We start from the raw sequence: 17,947 nt of genomic DNA, 5'->3' as shown, positions 1-17,947 counted from the left end.
TCTCTCCGAACGCTACTACGACAATCTCACCATCGACACGAACCGCCAGCATGAAGGAGTTCTTCAGCATGGTTTCCTCGGTGTTTCAGAGGGCGCTGGCGTTGTTGGCTTCGGTTGCACTGGTTTGTCTACGGGTTTTCGTGTTCGCAGCGATCGTGTTGTGGCCATGGGAGTCAGCGTGGTGAGGATGAAGTTCAGAGCAAATGACTGCGAACCCCGAGTACGCCGCACTTCGCCTCCCTGATGACGTGAGAAAGGGTTGACCAGGGTGAGTGGTCGGACAAGGCTGATTGATTTCGTAAACCAACTACGATCAAGCTCGCAGATTCCGACTCAGCGACGACCGGGATTAGTTCAGACGGCGAGCCATACTCAAGACGGACTTTGGGTTCACAGAAGAGTCCCACATCGGAGGGAAGAAGGCTCCGAAGCTCCTGCTTGAGGCGGTTCTCAATGAGCCCAGACTCTACGTTCGGAACATTTGTCTGGTTTTCAATCACGTGCAGCAGCGTGAGACGACCGTGGACGTGTTCCGAGAGAGCTGAAGCGTACTGCGCCGCGCGCAGTCCTGTGGTTTCGAGGTTGGTGGCGAACAGGATCGACCGGAATGGATGTTGTTCGGCATGACAGTTTGGCCCTACAACAAGGACAGGGCACGCCGCCTTGCGCAACACGGTCTCCGCTACGGATCCCAGCACCAGCCGTTCGAGACCGCTCGAACCATGCGACCCTAAGACGATCAGGTCGACCTTCTCCTCGCTTGCGACCTGTTCAATGAGATCGACTGCACCAGCGTAGGCGACGGTCGTCGTCAATTGAAGCCCATATGGTCGCGGCTCGCTAGCGACAATCTGCTTCATCTCCTCCATCGCGCCATCAATCTCTGCACTGATCATCTCCGGTCGTATCGGCTCCTGCCCCGTTCCATACGCAAAAAGTGACACTGCATTGACGAGGAAGATTTGGGAGCCGAAGATCTCGCCGATCGCGATGGCGGTCTTCAATGCCAGGGCGGCTTGCTTAGAGAAGTCAATTCCAACCAGGATCCGCTTGAAGTGAATGTCGCTCGTGGCGAGATGTAGCCCTTCGTCGTGGATGGAACTGTTGATCCTTCCAGAGACAGGAGTCATGAGTGCACCTCGTAAGATAGTCGCGAAGGACAGAAATAATTTCGCCTATCGGCAGACTAGATCTACTCTGCAGCAGGCGCAGTGACGTGGGTCACAAGACAACAAGCGCTGGCTCCCACGTACTAACACTTCGGTTTTTTTCGAGTTTCCGTACAATCTCTGGTTGTGTCTCCTAGTGCGTCGAGTCTCCCGGACAAGATTCTGCGCATGGGCACACAATGAGGCAAGGTGGGTTTCGCCCCTGCGTACACCGCTTCGGGTTCTCGCGTGGCTCCCAGGACGTCATCGCGCTGCTCTTTGAAAAGCTTGTGAGCATCGACAATCTGATCAAGTGCGAAGGAGTGTGTGAGCAGCGGAGTTAAATCAATCTGACGATGGCGAACGAGTTCCATGAGTCTCCGCGTACGCTCCTGTCCACCAGGACAGAGTGTGGTGACAATTTTGTGATCGCCAAGTTCCGCAGCGAAGTCATCGGCGGATCGCCAGTTCACCGGAATAGCCCCCTAGACTTGAAAGCCTGCCCCGTCCTTTAAGTACGCGGAGCGCTTGCCCGAAGGTTTCCTGGGGGCCAACTCCGTCAGTTTTCCTGGCGGCCGACTCCTTCAATGGAGACATCAACTCCGCGGCCGCCGGTAGGTCTTAGAATCTCAGCGACCGCACCCTGTCTACTGATATGGCGGAAGATGCGGGGACGATCTGACCGCGGTCAATCTCCGCATGGCTGTCAACGCAAGGAACCTCGCAAGACGCCTCGAAGGCTGTGACATCCGTCACTTACAACACGACACAGGGATGACAAACTCATTTAGACCTCTACTTCCAGGAGTGAATTATGCCGACGCTCCCCGCAACGATACCGATAGCCGCAACAGAAGGTTTGGCGACCTTCAAGAAACTCGTGGTTGCATACGATTTTTCTCCGTACGCTGACACTGCGCTTGACTACGCGCTGCATCTTGCGACAAGGCACAAATCGGAAGTCATCCTTGTTCACGTGCATAGCTCGGCCGATCACGCAGTGGCTGGTGAAGAAGACTTTGAGGCTGCACACAAGCTTAGCAGGGACCTAAGTGAACGCCTTGAGCAGTTGGCAGACCGCTCCCGCGGGCTTGGGGTCGAAACGCGGTGGCTGCTAAGGGCCGGGTTGCCCGCTGATGTTCTTACTCAGACAGTGGCCGATCTAAAGCCAGATATTCTTTGTCTCGGCGCCTACGGGAATGACCGATTGGATAGGAAGGTACTCGGCTCAACAACAGAGTTTGTTCTCCGAACGCTCCCGTGCCCGGTTGTCACCATAGGTCCAAAGGCGGTCAAGAAGAGCTCTGATCCAAACGGAGCGGAAAGGGTGATCTGCCCAATCGATTTCCCGGAAGATGTCGATGATCGGCTGAGGATCATCGCTCGTCTCGCAAAGGCGCTACGCGCGGAGGTGGAACTCGTCCACGCAGTGGATGTTCGTCACGAGTACTCACGACCTCACAACGCCGCCGATACTCAATTTGAGTTCGATCTTCTAGTTGGCCGACTCCTGAGGGACGGTGTCACGGCTCAGTCGGCTCTTCTCTACGGTACCCCGGAGCGGGTTATATCGGAACGCGCGAACGCAGTGAATGCGCAGTACATCATGTTTGGCCTTCACAAGGACAGGCACTTTTCGTCGTACTTCCGCAAAAGCCTAGTTGCCGGGGTCATCAAGAACGCTCCTTGCGCAATTTTGACCTTCGCCCAACCGGTTGAAGCCAACTTGCGGAACGTTACTCTACCGGCGAGGAGTTCAAGTTGGCAGCACAAACAGAGAAATGTCTGAACCGCCGCCGAGTTGTGACAGCCTGGCAACGGGGACATGTCGAAGGCTAAAGCAAACCGGAGGCTGCTGGCGAAGGCGGACAAAAAGCGGACGGAGGGCGAGTTAGTTCTTCGCATTTTGTTGATAATTAGATACTTAGGCTTCGATTGCTCAGGGTCTGCAAAACCTTTCCGCGGATCCTTTGTGGATTTCGGGGCCTAGCTCGTAAGGAGAATCGCGGACTAACTCAAGCCCTCTTCCGGTCAGTCCGCGATCTCGATGATGCACACGCCAGATGCCAGCCTGCCGAGTGCTGTTGGACAGCGTTACGGTTCACCCCTTCTCCCGTCGACCTCAATCCGTGAAGAGTAGAAGTCGGCTGTATAGAAACAGGGGCACAAATGAGGGCACTCTCGTTTTCGGAAAGTGCTCCCTATATGCCTTTTCGTTTCCCTCCGCTCCAGATAACTCTATGATTCCATGGATCTTCAGTAGATTGACACGGTAGAGGTCAGCGGTTCGAATCCGCTCGTGCCTACCACTCAAATCATTGAATACACAGGGAGCCCAGGGGCGGCTCGGTCTGTGTTGCGGCCAACTCGTCACCATTTGTCACCAATTGCGACAGTCTTTCGACCGCCGCGCGTTGATGGCTGGGAATGGGTTGGGTGTAGATGTCCATGGTCGTGGACATGTGTGCGTGCCCTAGCTGCGCCTGAGCCTCTTTGGGCGAGGCTCCCACATGCGAGAGCAGGGTTGCGTGGGTCCGTCGGAGGGTATGCCAGCTCAGCCAGGGAGCCCTGATCTGCATGCCCGCCGGTTTGATAAACCGGGAGAGCAGAGTGGAGTCGCTGAAGGGCATACCCGTACGGGTCGGAAATACCAAGCCATCCCGTTGCGGAGAGGTGTCGTAGTGACGCCTGAGAGTCGCCGCTAAGGATGGTGATAGAGGTAGAGTGCGTTTGCTGCCTTTGGTCTTCGGCGATCCAATCGAGCCGCGATAGGCGGCCTGTTGGATGCGAATGGTTCCCTTGAGAAAGTCCACGTCCTGCCAACGCAGGCCGAGAATCTCCCCAACGCGCAAGCCGGTATGAATGCCGAGACCACTCCGTTCGGAGAGGCTTTGGCGGTTTCCTGCTTCCACAAAACGAAGCTCTTCAGCTAGGCCCGGAGGCAGGTGAACGTCCGTGAGGCTGCCATCGGTCTTTCCGAAGGGCCGAATCTCCCCCCGGTAGACGGTTTCGGTGATCGACAACGTATCCACGTCATCGAAGGAGCGCCACCGCAGAGCGAACAGCTCGTGGGCCGCAGCGCTTCAGTCATATCAAGCATCAAAAGCAGACGATCTCTCCTGGTGGTTCGTTCAAGAGCCACCCAGAGTTGTTCCCAGGTCAGAACTTGCTTATCCTTGGGCCGAAGATTTCTTGGAGTCTTCAGCTTCCGGGCCGGGTCTTTGACCAGGAAATCCTGATGATGATTTCGCCGAAGATGGACTTGAGGTAGGACCGCGCCTGTTTCACGCGATCCTGCGACAGCCGTTCCGCCAGATTGTTGATATGAGTCTGCAACATAAACCTGTCAATGGAGTCGAGGGGATACTCCTCGAACTTCGCCAACAAGTCTTGTTCAATCTGGATCTTCTTCACCTTCGCCGTCTCCGGTCGCCAGTCCCCCTCTCGTAGCGGGAAATAGCGGTTGCGAACAAACCATCCGAAGGTAGTCGAACTGTCCTTAAGGACTCTGCCTCCGAGATTCTGGCCAGGCTGTTTGGTGACCTCCATCCGCAGCGCATCCCGCGCTTCGGCCTTGGTCATCTTTGATTTGAGGGCGAGTTTGACGCAAATCTTCTTTACTCGTTCCTCGTTGGTTTCAGGATCAAGAACCGTCTGACGGAAATAACCAAACCAGCGTTTTCCGCGCAGCGATACCCATCCTGCCTGGTGCGACTTGCCCATTCGTTCCTCAATTTCTGTGGCGGGAGAATTCGTGGGCCGCTCTTATTCTACCGGCGTCCGAACCGTAGAGCAGAGAGGCGTTCCCGTTCGCTGATGAACGCTTCGATCTGGCTTAGTCGATAGCGAAGAGTGCCATCACCAATGCGGATAACGGGCAAGTAGGGAGCTTTTCTTGAGGAGTGGCCCCACACCCAATCTGGGCTGACATTGAGCCTTTGAGCAACATCCTCCGCAGTGAGAAGAGGGTCTGTCTGAGGCATCTGGTGAACAGTGGCCAGGGGCATACAGCGTCTCCGTCGTGTAAGGTGTCGGCATCCGCAAGATGCCGGAATGTGCTTAGCGTGTCGCGAAGAAGCGGCCTTGTCCAATACGTCTTATTGATCGGTTTCTGTCAGGCGATAAATGGGAGTTATCGGGGTAGCCAGAGATTTGCCCGCATCTGCCCGGAGAATAAATTTGGCCAAACGCACCATTTCTGTTGCTTCGCTGTATTCGCGCTGCCAAGATTTCCACGGGACGGGGCTCGAAATGAGCAGCGATTCGGCTCCAAACTTCGCGTTCAACGCTCTTTCTATGTCGAGCAGGGAGCTATGTACGATTGGGCCGAGCTTCGCCATTTCCACTATCTGCTCGCGATCCTGGAACGACAAGGATTTCGGATTGCCGCGGAGGAGCTGCATACCTCGCAGCCCAATCTCTCAGTGCAGGCGCGGCAGTTTCAGGAGAACGCCTCCGTTCGTCTCTACAAGAAACTGAAGAACCGGCGTATCCGGCCTACTGAAACCGGCCTTGCCTTCATTGCTCTGGCCAAGCTGCTTCTGGAGACGCGGGATGAGGTCATCAACGCACTGATTGCGATTGAGCGTGGAGAGATTGGCTCCGTTCGATTCGGCTGCACTCCTTTGGTGGACCAGAACCTGTTTCGCAGCTTCTGCGCGATGCACAAAGAGATGCTGCCAGCCTGTTCGATTCGTCCGACTCACGGCGATACAGCTCAGCTCGCCGAAGAAGTTCTAACCGGGGCGGTTGACGCCGCCATCGTGACGTTGCCTTTGAAGCACGCGGAGTTGTGCATCGAAGAAATACGTCTCGACCGGCTCGTGGTGTGCCTCCGCCGGGACAACACTCTGGCCACCAGGACCGCTTTACAGCCCGCCGATCTACAGGACAATCTTGCGGTGCTGTACCACCCACAACGCCATCCGGATGCACATGAGCGGCTTCTTGAGTTGCTTGCCGATGTGGGCGTCCGGGTCGCGGAGTATTCGCGCGCTTCGCATCCGTCCGAGATGCAGACGCTGGTCAAGGGGGGCCACGGCTTTACGCTGATCCGCGAAGGAACCACCCTTGACGATGATCTGACGACCCGGCCGATTGCGGGAGTGAATTGGACCGTAGATACGGCCGTGATCTATCACAAGCTCCGGCATCCGAAGACCGTTCCTATTCTCGTCAGGAAATTCGCAAGACAGCTCCATCAAAATGCCAAGGAAACCAAGCCCCACAAGGTATCCGTCCTTGTGGACATTCCGAAGGGTCCTCCGCAACCGGCAACGGCCGATCCGGTTCATCTGACATTCTTCCGCGAAGCTCATGAGCAGCAACGAAATGGAACGGGGTGATAGCTGAGAGCTATCGCCCGATAAATAAGACGTATTGGACGAGAACGTAAAACGGCCTAATCATCACGGCATATTTCCGGCTGAGAACCAGTCAATGGAGGTGCCAATGTACCGCATCAACAAAGCCGCTTCAGGTCGCTACACCGCCAGTCGTGCCAAGCGATGGGCGCAACCCTTCACGAAACGACAGCTTCTTCAAGCGGCGCGCGCGCTGTGGCCGATGCTTGTCACACTTGCCTTCGCGAGTGTGGCCCACGCACAAGGGACGATGGACTTCTCCGAGGCAACCACCCTCATGGGAACGTTCAAGACGTTCGCCATCTACGCCGGCGCGGTCATCTGTTTTGGTGGCCTGATCTTCGCCGGAATCCGGATGATGAGCGGTCGCTTTCAGGATGCCATTCCAGGACTCTTCGGTGCGCTGTTCGGTGCCGGAGTTCTCGGATGGGGCGCGGGCTGGATCGGTTCTCTTACCGGCCAGAACATGTGAGGTGCGCCCATGACCAAGCGAGGAGAGCCGTCGCCAATCAATCCGGCCATGAACAGACCGAGAGCCAAGCTTGGCCTCGACCTATCTGCATGGATGGCGATCACTTTCGTGACGGTGACGGTTTTCCTCGTTGGGTTTCGCATGTTGGCGATCTTCGGCTCTCCCATGATGGTGGGCGCAGCGTGGCTCATCGTGCGGAAACATCCCAAGATGTTCCAGCTCTGGGGCCTGAGCCTCGGACAGACGAGCTACTATGACCCGCGCAAACACTGAGCAGAGAAAATCCGTTCCGTGGTTCTCCAAGGCTGGCGCCGCGTGCAGCATTGTTCCAATCTCGCGCTTCGTCAGTCCGCACATATTCGCTCTCAAGGGCGGCGGATATGGGTGCCTGTTCTCTCTTGCGGGCATGGACGAAGAGGGGCTGACAGACCAGGAGCTTGATGCGGGAATGCGGTCGATCGAGGGTGCGTTGCGCGGACTTCCCGAAGGATCGTGCCTCTTCCAGTACACCCGCGTGATGTCGGGTTGCGATCTTCCACGCCAGGTCAAGTATGGAAATCCCGTCACGGAAGTCTTCGTGAACGACCGCCTCAGTCACCTGGTAGACACTGCAGGGTTCCGGCGGATTAACCTGCATTGGTGCCTCACGCTGGAGCCGTCGAAGGTAAAGGCGTTTGAGCGTAAACCACAGGAGAACGCTGCGGATACATCGCGGATGCTCGCGGAACTTGAGAAGACGGCGACCATTCTGGAAAGTCATCTTGGCAGCACGCTTGGACTGTGCCTGCTCGATAAGCCGAAAGCTTCCAATTCTTCAGCTACGTCTTCAATCTAGAGGAATGGGCTGGAGAAGATCGGCTCCGCTCCGATACCGGAGCGGACAGGCAGATCGTGAAGAGTCCGGTTGCCTGGCATAGCGAGTACCTTCGAGTTGGTAAGCGCCACGTACAGATGTTCTCTCTGAACGCCACACCCGAAGCATCCAGGCCGTGCCTCTTCTCCGGCCTGCTCACGCTCGATTGTGACAGTGTACTGAGCTCAACCTGGCGACCGAAGTCTTCTTCCGCCGCACGCGGTGAGATTGACGCCCAGGAGAAGTTCATCTCGTTCTTCAAGGTCGGCGTGCTGACGCGTGTGATGAGCGGACGGGACACTGCGTCACTCGAAACCGGAGCCGGAGCGAAGGCTGCCAACAACAGCGTCGATGATCTGAGCGAAGTCATTCGTTCGCTCGATAAGAAGGCCCAGGGGGAATACTCTCTCCGGCTGCTTCTGGCAGCTCGCAACCCTGAACAGCTCCGGGACACCATCCCTGCTGTGCACCGGATCTTTGTGGACGGACGTACGCAGGTGATGGAAGAGACGCTCGGCAACCTGTCGGCGTTCTACGCGATGTTCCCAGGCAACAACAAGTTCAATGTCTTCCCGCTGTGGCTCTCGGAGGACCACCACGCTCGCCTCTCCTCTGTGTTCGCTCCGCAAATTGGGCATCCGTACTCGGAAGACTTGAACGCGGAGTATCTGAATATCTTCGAGACGCGCACACGGACGCCGTTCTTTCAGGACGTGTATGTGGACGGTGTGCGAGTCATGCTTATCCTCGGGCCTACGGGGACCGGTAAGTCCGTTCATGGGAACCAACTCCTTGCACTCGAACAGAAATACAGCGGATTTACCTACATCTTCGACATCGGCGGCAGCTATGAGAGCGTCGTCGAGTTGTACGGCGGCAAGGTGGACCGGGTCGGCAAAGACGGCCCGAATGTGAATCCCTTTGCGCTGGAGCCGACCGAGAACAATATCAAGCTCCTGTATTCGTTCGTGAAGCTCCTGCTCACCAACGGTGGCGCAAAGCTGGAGCCGGAAGATGACGACGTGATCCACAAGGCTGTGCAGGATATGTACCAGCTCGGCCATGAAAATCGCCGCCTCTCCAATCTCTTTCTGCCTAAGAAGCTCGACCGATACTTATCCAAGTGGGTTGGCAAGGGCGTCTATCACGCCATCTTCGACAACGTAGACGACAGCCTGTCTCTCTCGCGCTTGCAATGCTTCGACTTCCAGGGAGTGAACAACGAGCAATATGCCGACCTCATCGAGCCACTGATGGTGTGGCTGCTTCGGCGGATCAACGATGTCCTGTATGATCCGTCGAACCTTGGCGTCCCGAAGCACATTTTGATCGAAGAGATCTTCTCTTCGATGAAGAACAAGCAGCTTCTGGAAGCCGCGCTCGCTTCCATCAAGACCGTCCGCAAGAACCTTGGCGGCGTCACGGTGATTGGACAGTCTGCCGATGACCTTGGCGCGAACGCCGACAGCATCGTGAACTCCTGCACTTCATTTTTGTTCCTGAAGGATGCGACCTTTAATTAATCGGAAAAAAAACGTCGAGCTGTTCAAGATGAACGAGCAACAGATCGCACTCTTCGAGAGCTTGCAGGATCGAGAGGCGCTTTACATGCGCCGCGATGGACTGACCAAGGTCGTGACGTTGAATCTCGACCCTCGCAGTTACGCGGCGTTCTCCACCAAACCCAAAGACCGGGTACGCCGGTCGAAGCTTATCGAAAAGTATGGACTCACCGAGGGCATCGCACGCTTTGCCCAGGGAGAAGCTGTGTAACGAATTCACGAGAGAAAGGTCCAGCGCCATGAAGCCACCTATCCCTATTGCGATTGCCACCAGCCTTGCGTTGGTTTCTGCTTCACTGTACGCCGCACCTCCTGCACATCTCCTCCAGGCGAATGCGCCGCGCACCGTCACGGTGTCCGAGGTGGAAACGCCTCCTGTGATCCGCGCCGGCCTTCTGCAATCGACGCTGATCGTCCTTCCCGCCGAGGAGAAGGTCGCCAGCGTATTCGCCGGGGACACGGTGGATTGGGCTTTCGATGGCGGTCATGTCGCCAGTCGCTTCATCAGCGTCAAGCCAAAGGGTGGCAAACGGTTCAACCGACATCCACATCGTCTCCGACCACGGGAACGAGTACACGCTGCAACTGCATGAAATCTCCAGCGAAGACGATCCCCACTTTGATTCGAAAGTCTTCATTAATCCCGGCGACAAGGCCGCGAAAGATCGACTGGTTGGCCTGCCCGTCTTTGTTCCCGCCTCGGACTTGGATAAAGCGAAGCAGGAGGCTGCGAGTGCGAAGGCCGCACAGGCAGCGGAACTCAAAGCTGAGGAGGCCAAGGCCGAGCAGTATCGCAGCCAATATCCCGGCTCTCTGCATTTTGACTACGCGTGGGATCAGTCGAAGGGCAAGACGCTCGGCCTTCAGCAGATATGGCGCGATGACAAGTTCACCTATCTGCGCGGGCACTTCCAGGAGACGCCGGCGCTCTACGAGTTGAAGGACGGCAAAGGTTCCCTCATCAACTTCGATTTCAGTAATGGTCTTTACACCGTTCCGAGGGAGCTGGACAACGGCTATCTCGCTATCGGCAAGCAGAAGGTGGCGTTTCACCGTGCGGGAGGCGCGAACTAGCCATGACGGAGCCGAATCAGAATCCAGCCGCCACGGTGCCGGAGCAACCCGAAGCGAGACCGCCGCTGCGGAAAGGCACGCCCGTGGTCATCGCGTTAGTCGCCATCGTTGCTCTTATCGGCATCGCCAACGTTTCAAGCTTGCTCAGCGGCAACAAGAAGTCCGCTCCCGCAAGCACACTGCCAATGCGTCCCGCTACAGCGAATCCGCAACAGGTCAATAGCTTTTCGACGCAGCAGCAGATGCAGGCGCAACGCGATGCCGAGGAGAGGCAACGCCAACAGGAGCTAGCCGTCGCTTTGCAACAGCTTCAGGCGGAGAGTGTGCCTGGCCCGGAGTCGGCGACGACTCCACCGATGACGGCTGCCCAACGGGATGCGATCTACGGGAGCAGCCCAAACGCGCCGCAACGCACCTCCAATGTTTCGCAGGCGCAAGCTGAAGCGAAACAGAAGGCGCTAGCACGTGAAAAACAACACCAGGACGTTATCAATAGCGATACGGTGGCGATCGACTTCGCGCATTCCAGCAACGCCACAACGCCGGTGGCCCTGGGCGGACGTGAGGAGGCGCGTCCTACGGAGGCAACGGAGGTGGCCGTAGGAACGACGCCAAAGGCTGCGGCAGATAAACCGGCAGCGATGACACAGCCGAAGCCGGATGCGAAATCCGACCCGATGGCTGGCTACGACTTCGACCACTATCAGGGGCAGCTTTATCGCGTCTTCGAGGGTACGGTTCTTGAAGGAGTAGTCACTAACCATATCGACGGCGGGCTGAGTGGTCCGATCCTAGTCATGCTGACCACAGACTATTACTCGCATGACCATCAGCAGTTACTCATGCCGCAAGGTACGCGGCTGATCGGTACGGTCCAGAGTGTCGGAAACGCTCAGCAACGCAAGATATTCGTGCGCTTTCATCGGGCCGTATGCCCGGACGGCTTCTCGCTCGAGTTCGATAAGTACATCGGCCTTGACCCACTGGGAACCACCGGGCTCGCAACCAAGGTCGATCACGGCTACCTGATGGCCTTCGGCGCAGCCGCCGCCATCGGAGGACTTGGCGGCCTCGCCAGATCGGAAACAACGGCAGCGTCCTCGATCCTTCGACACAGATCCGCAACGGTATTTCCGCCCAGACCGCAGCGGAAGGCGAGCAGGTCTTGAATCACTTTCTGAACCGGTTACCGGTCATCACTCTCAAAGAAGGCTCGCGTGCCCGCGTCTACATAGGCCGTGACATCCTCGTCCCGTCCTACGCGGAACATCGTGTCGATCCCACTCTCTGAGGAAAGGAGGCTTTATGCAGTTCACCGTCGCCAGGCAGGGTCGATATCTCGCTCTCTCCGCTGTGATTGCTTCGTCACTGGCACTACTAGGGGCAACAGGTGGCTCCAGAATGCTTGTCCAGCTTGGAGATGTTGCGATTGAGTCGTATGACCGGGCCGTCAGTGGTTGGGCGCAAAACACCTTGGGACGGCTCAATCCGACCTTTCCCCGCTGCTTTTAAAGAGGTTCCATCAACATAGGAGGTTCTATGAAGGTCAGCATCAAAAATCGTCGTAAGTGGATCATCGGCGGTGCGGCTTTGCTACTCACGGCCACACCGACCTTTGCCCTCTTCGGATTTGGAGATATCGTCTTCGATCCGACCAGCTACGCCAGCCTTGTCCAACAGGCGACGACCGCTCTTAACCAGCTCAAGATGATCGAGAACAACATCGCCCATTTCTCGATCAAACAGCAATGGCAGACCACGCTCACCGCTCTCAAGAACGCCAATGTGAAGAACATGTTCGGCGAGACCAGCGGCATGAGCACGGCGCTCAACAGCAATGCGCCGTCCGCTTCAACAACCGCGTGGAGTGCCGCGACCGTACCGGTGAGCGGAAGTACGACCACCTATCTTGCCGGACAGACACCGGGTAGCAACCAGCTCTCGCAACTGGCTATGATTGAGTTGTCCGACTCTGTCTCCCCGGACTGCCTCACCGCGATCGGTCAATACCGATCCGCGCGGACACAGAACGCCACTGCGAATAGTACGCTTGCAACGCAGAAGCTTGACGGCACAAGCGCTACGAATAGCGAAGTCGAGCAACTGAACCTGTTGAACGCCGCTGAAGCGCAGAAGATGTCCGAGATGCAGTCCCAGGGAGTCTTGCAGAGCAGCGTAATTCTGCCGCGTTGGACCTCAATACCGCTGCTTTCGTCCAGCAACAGCGGGCCGTGAACGACGTGAGCGCCGCGAATGAAGGCAACACTTGGCAGAACTACCTTCCATAAACGGAGGCCATGTGCTCAGTGCACTCAATACGAAACTTCTGATTGCTATCCCCTCGGTGCTGACGGTCATTGCCGGCACCGAAGCTTACCGTGCGAACGAAGCGCACAAAGCCGCAGTTGCGGCAGCCCAGGCCGCAGCCATTCTCCAACAGCAGCAGCGAGACGCAGCCGAACGCAGAAAGCAGGATGAGGCGTTTCGCAAACAGGTAGAGGAGACAAAAAAACGCCACAACTCTGCCGCCGGACCCAAGGAGGATAGGAAATCGGTTTCAGAAACCGCGGCCAGAAACAAATAACAGCCCCCCGGGGGAACCTGTCAACTGTTACCTCTCCAAAATTGTGCAAATCGCAGGATGGTCTGACCCTTGGAATGCCCTTCGATATCGATTGACTGACTGCTAGTGAGGAACGATCGATCCGAATTTTAGTCGTGGGATGAAATGTGTATTTTCGTGGACTGCTGGCCGTGCACGGTCCGGGCTGCCTGCGAAACGCGGCTATTGAAAGACAGCGTGCAACATTCTGCGAATGGACGCCAACAACAAAGACTCTGCCGTGATATTCTCTGGCACCCGAATGCCTGTCTTGCTCCCTCAATAACTGTCATGACAACATGTGGGTAGCAGACAAGGCTCTTTGCGCCTCCTTGCTCAGGCGTTTAGCAGGCCAGGCACTCGATTTGGTGATTAGAGAATTGTCCTGAAAGAAGGAAGATCTAATGGTCTACACAATGAGGGATGTGGCACAACGTGCTGGTGTCTCGCCGACGACGGTATCGCGCGTCCTCAACAATACGCATTACATTTCTGAGGAGACCAAGGCACGCGTTCTCGATGTCGTCCAAGAACTCAACTACTTTAAGAACGTTCATGCACGGAGGCTTGCAACTGGCAAGAGTGATTTGTTTGGACTAGTAATTTCTGACATTGCAAATCCGTTCTTTCCGGAAGTTATTCGTGGATTTCAGACCGCCGCATGGGATCGTGGATTCGACACCTTGCTGCTGAATACGGAGTACAGCCACGAGCGGACGCAATCCATAGTCCGTAAACTCGTAGAGAGTGACGTTCGCGGCGTGGCTATTATGACCTCCTCCATCGATAACACCGCCACCCATGAATTGACTAGCGCGGGCATCGGGGTTGTCTTTAGTAATTTGTGCTCTGCTAACAAGCTTGTGAGCAACATTACTGTGGATTACAGCAGAGGGATTTCTCAAGCCATTGAACATGTTGCGCAACTCGGCCATCGGCGGGCTGCCGTGATCGCTGGCCCAGAGGGAAATCGTACTGCAACGACCATTGCGCAAGCCTTAGTAGGCGGATTAACACGACGGGGAATGAAACCATTTCCCGTGATGAACTCCAATTACCGGGTGGATGCCGGCGCTTCGGCCGTAAAGGAGATTCTTCATGCGCCGAAGACTCCGACTGTTATCTTTTGCGGCAGCGATCTTATCGCCATTGGGGCGATGAGCGCTCTTGAAGAAGCCGGGGTCAAGATTCCGGAAGATATTTCGATTGTGGGAATTGACAATATATCCTTTGCTACCTTGGCCCGTCCTCCGCTGACCACAATCAACGTTCCCCGTGAGGAGCTCGGGACGACAGCATTTCATGCACTGGAGCGAATATCACAGCTTAAGCGTCATCGGGGCGCGGAGTACACGTTAAAGACAGAGTTAGTCGTGCGAAAATCCACTGCGCGCGCCCGACGCAGTTAGCGTTTGAAACCAGTTCGGGATAGATCGGTCTAGGCCTCCGCCTGTTTGCCGGGAATCTCCTGATTGTCGATGTGTTGCCGTTTTGATCGAACGTGAGCTTGCGTACCATGAGAGATCGCCATCCTGAACCGTCCATTCGCGTTGCCCGGACCTATTCATCGCCGATTATCGCCGCGTGCTCACAAACCAGACTAGTCGGCTCGTTGAACCGGAACTTTCTGCTATCCTCACCCACAGGAAAGCGGTTGCAGAAATCGCAACCAGAAAGCAATAGCAACCCGGGCAATGTTTCAATACGTGTCGTTGGAACAGATTTGGAAGATTCGTAGGAGTTCCGCAATGGCCTGGCCCACAGAACGCGTCTCGACGGCAGTTGGCCGGTTGATATCGGGAAGCGATGACGCCCAATTGTGTCTCGCCGGAAATGCGGCATCCTCTGCTGCGATTCCGGGCGTCTGTGAGACAAGCGGCAACCGCCAGCGATCCAGGCGGCGACCAAGGAACAGATCAAAGGTTGTCTCAGTTACAGCATCTCCGTCTTTGCGATCGGTTCTGACACGAATGCAAACCGCGACGGGTCCGGGATTGTCTTCAGCAACTGGTCGGATCAACTATCGGGATAAGAAGGAAACGGTAAGGGGTTACATTGAATCCATTTCAAATGACTAAGAATTGGCCGGCGATTCAGCGGGCCATGTTGGGAATTGCGGGGCTCGCATTGAGCGCAACCATTGCACACGCCCAGACTGTTCCGGTGGTGACGGGCGACGCCCAAGTCGACAATTTGCTAAATGAAATGACGCTCCAGGAAAAGCTGACGCTCATTCACGGCACGCACGAGGATCCTGCCGTGTACCAAGGCGAGGCGGGCTACCTTGGCGGCGTTCCACGTCTCGGCATTCCAGGCCTGCGCTTCGCCGATGGACCCCCGGGGGTACTAACGCGCCACCCCTCCCAGGCCGAGGCAGCCACAATGGGTGTTGCCGCTACCTTCAGCGTGAAGGACGCAAGGGAAAATGGCATCGTCATCGGCCGCGAAGACCGCGCGCTGGGCATCGACGTCTCGCTTCAGCCTTTCGTCAATATCGACCGCGACCTCGAGTATGGGCGCGGCTACAACACGTTTGGTGAGGACCCATTCCTCACCGGCCAGATCGGCGCCGCGGAAATCGAGGGCATCCAATCGCAGCACGTCATGGCGCAAGTGAAACACTTTGTGGGTTACGACTCTGACAGCGCGAGCACCCGCATTGACGACCAGACACTGCATGAGGTCTACGTGGCGCCGTTCGACGCCGCCGTTAAGGCCGGTGCCTCGTCCATCATGTGTTCCTATAACCTGATCAACGGCACTTATGCCTGCGGCAATCAGTCCACACTCACTAAAATCCTGCGCGACGAAATCGGCTTCAAAGGCTTCGTTACCTCCGACTGGGGTGCAACCCACGCGGTCACGTTCATCAATTCCGGTCTCGATATGGAGATGCCCGGCGAGCCCGCGCCGAATGGCAGCGGCGTCTCGTTCTTCGACACTCAGCCTGCGCCACCTCCCCAACGAATAGACCCTGCCGGCAGCGAAACAACGAACGACGACATGACAGACATGTACGGCGGACATGTTCCTGAAGAGCCGGCACTGCAGCACGAAGACGGAGGCGACGTTGGTGTAAAGCTGAATCCCGAAAAGATGCCCGAAGCCCTCAAGGACGGCAAGGTCAGCGAGGCGGCCATCACCCGAGCCGCGGGACGCGTGCTGTACGAGATTGTCCGCTTCGGCTATATGAACGGCCTGTCCAAGCACGAAGTAACGGAGCAGGCCATCGAGGCAAACGCCAGGATCATCGAAAAAACCGGTGAGGATGCCGCCGTGCTGTTGAAAAATGACGGTGACGTGCTGCCTCTGAAATCCACCGATCTCAACTCCTTAGTGCTGATCGGCCCTACCGCCGGCCAGATCGACTCAATCGGTATCAACGGTGAACGCTCCGTCGGATTGCCATCGCGCCAGGTCGGCCCCCTCGCAGCCATGAAGAAGATCTCGGGCAACTCCCACATCGACTTCGCCGTAGACGACGACATGACCGGAACGACAATTCCGGCCAGCGCGCTCAGTCACGATGGCAAGCCGGGGCTCGAGCGCATTAATGCTGGCAAATCGCAGACAGATCCAACACTCAACTTCACCGTGAGGAACGGCAATGCCCTGCCCCCCAACTCCGCAATGACATGGAAGGGCGTTCTCACAGTTCCTCATGCCGGCAACTATTGGCTATATCTTCAAGCACTTGGCACCAACGCTATCATCTCGCTCGATGGCAGGCGTCTCGCTGGCACCGGCGCCTCTCAGGGCGGCGTGCACGGAGATATCCTGCAGGCCAACCAGGACAATGTCCTTCCCACTACGGACGGCCTCGATAACGTGCGTCGTGCCGTTGATCTCACCGCTGGTCCACATGCGATCGAGATCAGCATTGGTCCTGACAGTTCCAATGCACCCGTGCAGGTGCGCCTCAACTGGTACACACCGGAGCAGCGCAAGGCCGACCACGAGGCTGCCATTGCCGCGGCTAAGAACGCCAAGATCGCCGTGGTGTTTCTGTGGACGCGCCTTGAGCCCGTCTTCGGCCTGCCCGGTGAGCAGAACCAGCTGGTCGAGGAAGTAGCCGCAGTCAACCCCAACACCGTCGTCGTCCTCAACACGAGCCAGCCTGTTGCCCTGCCCTGGGTCGACAAGGTGAAAGCGGTCCTCGAAATGTGGTGGCCCGGCGACGAGGGCGGATGGTCCACTGCCAATCTTCTTCTGGGTAAGACCAGTCCTGCTGGCCGCCTGCCCATAACCTGGGGTAAGAACCTCACTGACTACGCTGCCACCGACCCGAAGCATCCGGAGCGCTCCCACAAGGGTGTCGACGGAAAGACAACCTACAGTGAAGGTGTGAACGTCGGCTACCGCTGGTTCGACAAGGAGAAGATCGATCCGCTCTTCGCGTTTGGCCACGGCCTTAGCTACACCACGTTTGAGTACTCAGGCCTAAAGGTTGAGAAGGCTCACAACGGAGGCCTCAACGTGAGCGTCAACATCAAGAACACCGGCAAGATGGACTCTGATGAAGTGCCGCAAGTCTATCTGGGCACACCCAGCGAAATCCCCGCCGGGGTGCAGTTCCCGGTGCGAGCTCTCGTCGCTTTTGACCGGGTCCACATCGCCTCGGGTCAATCGAAAGCCGTGGCTCTGCACGTTGCGCCAAGGCAGTTGCAATACTGGTCCACAGTCGGATCGGAGTGGGTCACCGCCAGCGGCAAACGAACCGTGAGCGTCGGCACTTCTTCGCGTGACTTGCGTCTGGAGCGAACCATTGACTATTAATTGCCCGCATTCTCTCTCGCGCGCAGATCGTGTACGAAGATTTCGCCTTCGCGAGACTAGCGGAGAGGGGATGCCGAGGGAATTTGGAAGCCTGTTC

13 protein-coding genes and 2 pseudogenes are annotated in these 17,947 nt (G+C 56.8%); 12 read left to right on the top strand and 3 right to left on the bottom strand.

All coding sequences use genetic code 11. From position 1 onward, the window contains the following. Nucleotides 1-194 precede the first annotated feature (194 nt). A complete protein-coding gene (locus OHL16_RS19525) occupies nucleotides 195-1,130 on the bottom strand; it encodes a universal stress protein (protein ID WP_263368881.1) in 936 nt (311 codons plus the stop codon). A gap of 832 nt (nucleotides 1,131-1,962) precedes the next feature. Between OHL16_RS19525 and OHL16_RS19520 the strand changes: the two genes are divergently transcribed. After that, a complete protein-coding gene (locus tag OHL16_RS19520; protein ID WP_263368880.1) occupies nucleotides 1,963-2,937 on the top strand; it encodes a universal stress protein in 975 nt (324 codons plus the stop codon). Between the two features lie 526 nt (nucleotides 2,938-3,463). Here the strand turns inward: OHL16_RS19520 and OHL16_RS19515 are convergent. Further along, nucleotides 3,464-4,171: a tyrosine-type recombinase/integrase gene (locus OHL16_RS19515; RefSeq protein ID WP_263368879.1), complete on the bottom strand. Its 708-nt coding sequence runs from the start codon at nucleotides 4,169-4,171 to the stop codon at nucleotides 3,464-3,466. Between the two features lie 178 nt (nucleotides 4,172-4,349). Next, nucleotides 4,350-4,871, bottom strand: coding sequence for a hypothetical protein (locus tag OHL16_RS19510; protein WP_263368878.1), 522 nt, complete (start codon nucleotides 4,869-4,871; stop codon nucleotides 4,350-4,352). Nucleotides 4,872-5,461: 590 nt separating this feature from the next. Here OHL16_RS19510 and OHL16_RS19505 point away from each other — a divergent pair. From OHL16_RS19505 to OHL16_RS19460, 11 genes and pseudogenes are all read left to right on the top strand, one after another. Beyond that, nucleotides 5,462-6,493, top strand: coding sequence for a LysR family transcriptional regulator (locus tag OHL16_RS19505; RefSeq protein ID WP_263368877.1), 1,032 nt, complete (start codon nucleotides 5,462-5,464; stop codon nucleotides 6,491-6,493). A gap of 106 nt (nucleotides 6,494-6,599) precedes the next feature. Next, entirely contained in the window at nucleotides 6,600-6,983 is a 384-nt protein-coding gene (locus tag OHL16_RS19500; protein ID WP_263368876.1) for a TrbC/VirB2 family protein, read from the top strand. Between the two features lie 9 nt (nucleotides 6,984-6,992). Beyond that, complete coding sequence (locus tag OHL16_RS19495; protein ID WP_263368875.1) at nucleotides 6,993-7,256, top strand: VirB3 family type IV secretion system protein; 264 nt, start codon at nucleotides 6,993-6,995, stop codon at nucleotides 7,254-7,256. Beyond that, nucleotides 7,237-9,609, top strand: a pseudogene (locus OHL16_RS19490) (VirB4 family type IV secretion system protein). Before OHL16_RS19495 ends, OHL16_RS19490 begins: the two are co-directional and overlap by 20 nt. 28 nt (nucleotides 9,610-9,637) lie before the next feature. After that, nucleotides 9,638-9,991: a hypothetical protein gene (locus OHL16_RS20155; RefSeq protein ID WP_317891105.1), complete on the top strand. Its 354-nt coding sequence runs from the start codon at nucleotides 9,638-9,640 to the stop codon at nucleotides 9,989-9,991. Continuing rightward, the gene (locus OHL16_RS19485; RefSeq protein ID WP_317891104.1) at nucleotides 9,921-10,472 is read left to right on the top strand and encodes a TrbG/VirB9 family P-type conjugative transfer protein; all 552 of its coding nucleotides are present in this window, start codon (nucleotides 9,921-9,923) and stop codon (nucleotides 10,470-10,472) included. The genes OHL16_RS20155 and OHL16_RS19485 overlap by 71 nt, the downstream gene beginning before the upstream one ends. A 2-nt stretch (nucleotides 10,473-10,474) precedes the next feature. Then, nucleotides 10,475-11,763, top strand: a pseudogene (locus OHL16_RS19480) (TrbI/VirB10 family protein). Between the two features lie 248 nt (nucleotides 11,764-12,011). Then, nucleotides 12,012-12,707, top strand: coding sequence for a hypothetical protein (locus OHL16_RS19475; RefSeq protein WP_317891103.1), 696 nt, complete (start codon nucleotides 12,012-12,014; stop codon nucleotides 12,705-12,707). Nucleotides 12,708-12,738: 31 nt separating this feature from the next. Then, on the top strand, nucleotides 12,739-13,056 hold the full coding sequence (locus OHL16_RS19470; protein ID WP_263368874.1) for a hypothetical protein: 318 nt from the start codon (nucleotides 12,739-12,741) through the stop codon (nucleotides 13,054-13,056). 422 nt (nucleotides 13,057-13,478) lie between these two features. Next, a complete protein-coding gene (locus OHL16_RS19465) occupies nucleotides 13,479-14,483 on the top strand; it encodes a LacI family DNA-binding transcriptional regulator (protein ID WP_263368873.1) in 1,005 nt (334 codons plus the stop codon). A gap of 661 nt (nucleotides 14,484-15,144) precedes the next feature. Beyond that, nucleotides 15,145-17,850 carry a beta-glucosidase gene (locus OHL16_RS19460; RefSeq protein ID WP_263368872.1) on the top strand — a complete coding sequence of 902 codons (2,706 nt, stop codon included), beginning with the start codon at nucleotides 15,145-15,147 and terminating at the stop codon, nucleotides 17,848-17,850. The last annotated feature ends 97 nt before the right edge of the window (nucleotides 17,851-17,947 follow it).

Source organism: Edaphobacter bradus (assembly GCF_025685645.1).
Taxonomy (GTDB): Bacteria; Acidobacteriota; Terriglobia; order Terriglobales; family Acidobacteriaceae; genus Edaphobacter; species Edaphobacter bradus.
This window is presented reverse-complemented; position numbering and strand designations above follow the sequence as displayed.